The sequence below is a fragment of the Pseudokineococcus marinus genome, assembly GCF_013004605.1.
GTDB classification, from domain to species: Bacteria; Actinomycetota; Actinomycetes; order Actinomycetales; family Quadrisphaeraceae; genus Pseudokineococcus; species Pseudokineococcus marinus.
Genome location: NZ_JABEMA010000259.1, coordinates 1 through 4,478, shown reverse-complemented (window position 1 = coordinate 4,478; position 4,478 = coordinate 1). Strand labels below are relative to the sequence as shown.

Here is a 4,478-nt window from a genome sequence, read left to right as displayed (position 1 = left end):
CCGTGGCGCGACTGCCGCAGCAGCCGCGCCACGAGCCCCGGGGCGACGCCCTCGGTCGACCGAGGCCTCTGTCGATCGGGACCTCGGTCGACCGGGAGCTCAGTCGACCGGGAAGAGGGACACGGTGACCGCGCCCCGGTAGGTCCCCGGCTGCGTGCTGGTGGGCACCTCGAGCCGCAGGTCCGCCGTCACCGTGGCGGTGCCGGCGCGGTCGGACCCGCTCGCCGCGGCGAGCCGCTGCGGCGCGGCCAGGCCGGCGCCGCCGCTCATGACGGTCCGGACCGACGGTCCGGCCGTGACCCCCTCGGCGGCCGCCACGACGAGCGGCGTCCACCCGAGGTGCCCGGCCGGCAGGGCACCACCCGGGCCGGCGAGGTCGGACGACTGGCCCGAGACGGCCCAGCCCCCGTCGCCGGCCTGCGCGTCGGTGCGGGAGTCCGTCACCGCGATGTCGGGCAGGCGGCCCGCCATCACGAGGCGGTCGCCCGCGTTGGAGGCCGCCCCGAGCGCGGTGCCGCCGCCGTCACCGCCGACGGTCAGCGCGAGGAAGCCGTCGGCCTCCTCGGGCACGGTGGCCTCGACGGGGATGCCGTCGCCGTCGTCCGCCGTGGCCTGGCGGAACAGGCGCGGGGCGAAGTCCACCAGGGCGTGCTGCCAGGTGTCCCAGCCGTGCGGGCCCTCGTAGTACCCGTCGAACTCGTGCTCCACGCCCAGCCGGTCGAACAGCTCGAGCGTCGAGCGCACGGACCCGTAGGTGAAGTCCGTGACGTTGCCGTTGTAGAGCCGCAGCAGCGTGGTGCCCTCGTTGACGGCCTCGACGTCGAGGTCCGAGCCGTCGCCGGAGAGGCCGGCCGAGAAGGCGCCGATGTAGCCGAAGGTCCCGGGGCGCTGGCGGAGCACCTCCAGGGTCTGGAAGCCGCCTCGCGACAGGCCGGCGAGAGCCCGGCGCTGCGGGTCGTCGCTGACGCCGAACTGCTCCTCGGCCGCCGGCGCGATGTTCTCGAGCAGCTCCGTCGTGAAGTCGCCGACGTTACCGTTCCCCATCACCACGACCATGGGCTCGAGGTTCCCGTCCCGGAGGTGGTTGTCGAGGATCTCCGCGGCGTGGCCCATCTCGGGCCAGTCCGTGTACGACTGGCCGCCGCCGTGCTGCAGGTACAGCACCGGCCAGGGCTCGGCGCGGTCGGCGTCGAAGCCCGGCGGCGTCCACACGAGCGCCGTGCGCTCCTCGCCGGCGACGCCGCTGTCGTACGTCATCGGCTGCACCGTCCCGCGCTCGTCCTCGGGGACGGGCGTGAGGACGCGCGCGGCCCCGCCCGGCACGAGGAACTGGCTCCACGTGGGCTCGCTCGTCACGCTCGTCGGGTTCCGGGTGTCCTTGACCGACTGCATGTCGACGATGAGGCGGTAGTGGTACCAGCCGGGCTCGAGCGGCCCGACGGTGCCGCGCCAGCGGTCGCCCGCCTTCGACAGCTCCACCCGCAGCCACAGGTTGCTCGGGCCCCAGTTCGCCCACACCGTGACGTGCTCGGCGTCGGCGAAGTCCGTCGTGGTCTCGAAGGTGACGAAGCCGTCCTCGCTGATCCAGGGGGTCGACCCGTCCTCGGGCGCCGTCGGCGTGAAGGGCTCCTCGATGAGCTCGTGGCCGGGGCTGAGGCCCGGGTAGCGCCCGTCCTGGAAGAGGCGCTGGGAGAAGTCGACGAGGTCCTCCTGCCAGGCGTCCCAGTTGTGGCCGGCGTCCGGCTTGGCGCCGTCGAACTGGTGCTCCACGCCCGCCGCGTCGAGCGCCTCGAGGGCCGTGTGGACGTCGTTGTAGGCGATGTCGGTCTGGTTGCCGACGTAGAGCCGCAGCAAGTCGGTGCCGGCGTTGATCTCCTCGACCGGCAGGTCCTCGAGGTCGAAGCGACCGGCGCCGAAGGTGCCGACGTGCGAGAAGGCCCCCGGGTCGGACCGGAGCACCTCGAACGCCTGCCCGCCGCCCATCGAGAGCCCCGCCAGAGCCCGCTGGGCGGGGTCGCTGCTGATGTTGAGCTGGCGCTCCGCCGCGCGGGTGATGTTGCGGAGCAGCTCGTCGGGGAAGCTCCGCACGTTGCCGTCGCCCATGACGACGACCATGGGCGCGATGTCGCCCGCGGCGTACAGGTTGTCGAGGATCTGCCCGGCCCGGCCGACCTCGACCCAGTCGCGGTAGCCCTGGCCGCCCCCGTGCTGGAGGTACAGGACGGGGTAGGGCTCGGCCCGCTCCGCGTCGTAGTCCGGCGGCGTCCACGCGAGCGCCGCCCGGTCCTCGCCGGCCACCGAGCTGCGGTAGGTGAGCTCGCGCACCTCGCCGCGCGCCCCCTCCGGGGCGTCGACGAGAAGCTCGGCCCCCTCGCCCGCGACGACGAAGGTCGACCACTCCGGCTCGGACGCGACGCTCGTCGGGTTCGTCGGGTCCTTCACCGTGTACTGGTCGTCCGCGGTGACCTGGTAGTAGTACGCGCCCGGCTCCAGCGGCCCGACGACGCCGGTGGCCGTGTCGCCCCGGAGCGTCAGGCCGAACTCCGCCCAGTTGGACGACGGGCCGAAGTTGCCCTCCGCGACGATCTGGCTGACGTCACGGCCGACCGACTCCTCCACCTCCCCCACCGGCACGGTGAAGGTGGCGAAACCGGACTCGTCGACGACGAGCCACGGCGTCGCCGCGCTCGCCGGCGCGGCGGTCGCCACCACGCCGCCGAGCACCATCGCGGCCCCCGCCGCGACGGCGACCCCCCTGCGCCAGGGCGCTCCGCGCACCTGGTCCTCCTGCACAGCGTCCACTCGAAGGTTCCTCTCCGTCGAGGCTCCCGCCCCCTCCCCGGGCCGCCCGCGAGGGCGCGACCGGGGTGCTGCGTCGGGGCGGTGGCAGCGGCTGCCTCTGGCGCGGTACTGCTTTAACGCGATACCGCGTCTACCTGGCCTCTTACATCGTCGTAAGCCGCTGGCCGTACCCTGCTGCGGTCGGACGAGACGTGTCAAGGGGTCCGAACCGGACAACTCAGAGGCCGCGCCGTCGGGGCCCGGGACGCGCGCGCCGGACGCTCAGGTGCGCGGGCCCACCGCGCGGGTCGACTCGCGCACGACGAGGTGCGCGCCGCTGGGGCGCAGCAGCCGGGCCGGCACCGGCCCGGAGCGGAGCTGGGCGAGGAGGAGGTCGACGACCGCCTCGGCCATCGCCGCGTTGCCCGGGTCCACCGTCGTGAGCCGCGGGACGGTGTAGGCGGACCCCTCGTCGTTGTCGAAGCCGACCACCTGGACGTCGCCCGGCACGTCGCGCCCGAGGTCGGCGAGCGCGCGCAGCGCGCCCGTGGCGGCGGCGTCGGTGAGGACGAAGAGCGCGTCGGCGTCGGGGGCCCCCTCCAGGAGCCGCCGGGTCGCCTCGAAGCCGCCGCGCGCGTCGAAGGCGCTGACGGGCACGACGAGCCGCTCGTCGACGACGGCGCCCGCGTCGAGCAGGGCCCACCGGTACCCCTCGGTGCGCAGGCTCGGCATGTCGGCGCCCGCCCGGGCGGGGCGGCCCCCGACGACGGCGACGCGGCGGGCGCCGTGCTCGAGGAGGTGGCGGACGGCGAGGACCGAGCCCCCGACGTCGTCCATCGCCACCTGGGGGTGGGCGCCCCGCAGGGGCCGCTCCCCGAGCAGGACGCACGGCCGCTCGCCGACGGCCCGCCGCACCTCCTCGCCGTCGAGGACGACGGGGCTGACGGCGACGGCGTCGTAGGCGCCCAGGCGCTCGGGCGAGAGGGCCCGCTCCTCCCCCGCACGCGTGGCTCCCGTCCGCTCGAGGACGACGCGGTAGCCGTGCGGCTCCAGCCCCCGCGACAGCCGGCCCGCCAGGTGGGTGTAGTAGGACGCGGCGACCTCGGGGACGAGGAGCCCCACGGCGCCGGTGCGCCCCGTACGCAGGCGCCGCGCGCTGGCGTTCGCCCGGTACCCGAGCGCGCTGACGGCCTCGGCGACGCGGGCGCGGGTCGCCTCGCTGACGCCCGAGCGCCCGTTGACGACGTTGGAGACGGTCATCGGCGAGACCCCCGCGGCCCGGGCGACGTCGCTCATGGTGACCACGGCGGCACCCTGCCACGCGCGGCGGCGGACGGGCGCCGTCGCCGCGCGCCGCGGCTCACCCCCCGGCCGGACCGCCGGTCGTGCCCCGGACGACCACGCGGAACGGCGCCTCGTGGCGCCGGGGCGGCACCTGGCCGGGCCCGGCGCCCGCGACCCGTTCGAGCAGCATCACGACGGCGGTGCGGGCGACGTCGTCGAGGCCCAGGTCCACCGAGGACAGCGCGGGCCGGGCCCACCCCGGCGCGAGGTCCCCGAGCCCCATCACCGCCACGTCCTCCGGCACCCGCAGGCCGCCCTCGGCCAGGGCGTGGAGGGCGCCGACGGCCAGCGCGTCGTCGAGCGCGAGGACGGCGTCGACCGGCGCGCCCGCGGCGAGCAGCGCGGCGACGGCC

3 protein-coding genes are annotated in these 4,478 nt (G+C 76.0%); all 3 read right to left on the bottom strand.

Translation table 11 applies throughout. The features are described from left to right. Positions 1-99 precede the first annotated feature (99 nt). On the bottom strand, positions 100-2,778 hold the full coding sequence (locus HLB09_RS13535) for an alpha/beta hydrolase (protein ID WP_171203874.1): 2,679 nt from the start codon (positions 2,776-2,778) through the stop codon (positions 100-102). A gap of 285 nt (positions 2,779-3,063) precedes the next feature. After that, positions 3,064-4,077 (bottom strand): LacI family DNA-binding transcriptional regulator, encoded by a 1,014-nt coding sequence (locus HLB09_RS13530; protein ID WP_171203873.1) that lies wholly within the window; start codon positions 4,075-4,077, stop codon positions 3,064-3,066. A 64-nt stretch (positions 4,078-4,141) separates the two neighbouring features. Continuing rightward, the coding region (locus tag HLB09_RS13525; RefSeq protein WP_171203872.1) for a substrate-binding domain-containing protein at positions 4,142-4,478 on the bottom strand (337 nt) is incomplete at its 5' end.

What these genes read in the sequence shown, in the direction of transcription:
- HLB09_RS13530 (WP_171203873.1), bottom strand. Translation starts at nt 4,077, where the DNA reads ATGAGCGACGTCGCCCGGGCCGCGGGGGTCTCGCCGATGACCGTCTCC.